Source organism: Methylobacterium sp. A54F (assembly GCF_053346035.1).
The window spans coordinates 1-281 of sequence record NZ_JBKFBF010000225.1; the positions used below are offsets into that span (position 1 = coordinate 1).

At 69.0% G+C, this 281-nt stretch carries 1 pseudogene; it reads right to left on the minus strand.

The features are described 5' to 3' along the window. Positions 1-265 (minus strand): annotated as a pseudogene (locus ACLBXP_RS26055) (hypothetical protein); the annotation flags it as partial. Positions 266-281 lie beyond the last annotated feature (16 nt).

Consider the following 281-nt stretch of genomic DNA (forward strand, 5'->3'; position numbering starts at 1 on the left):
TGCGGTGGCTCTCCGTTTTGAGGCAGCCGTTCCGCTTCCACATCGCGAGGTGTTTGGAGATCCGCTTGCGGTCGCTCTGGTCGCTCGCGTCCAGGCCGAGGACTGATGCGACGACCTTCCCGGCCCAATTCCCGGCCCGGACATCGTCCGCCCAGGTGCCGCCCGCAATGGCGCCCTGCACCTTCCGGACACCGCCGGGCTGCAGGGCGTCGGACAGGGTCGGCAGACTCCACTCTGCGACGACGCCGACGAGGTCGCCCGGCATGTCCGGAGTCTCGTTC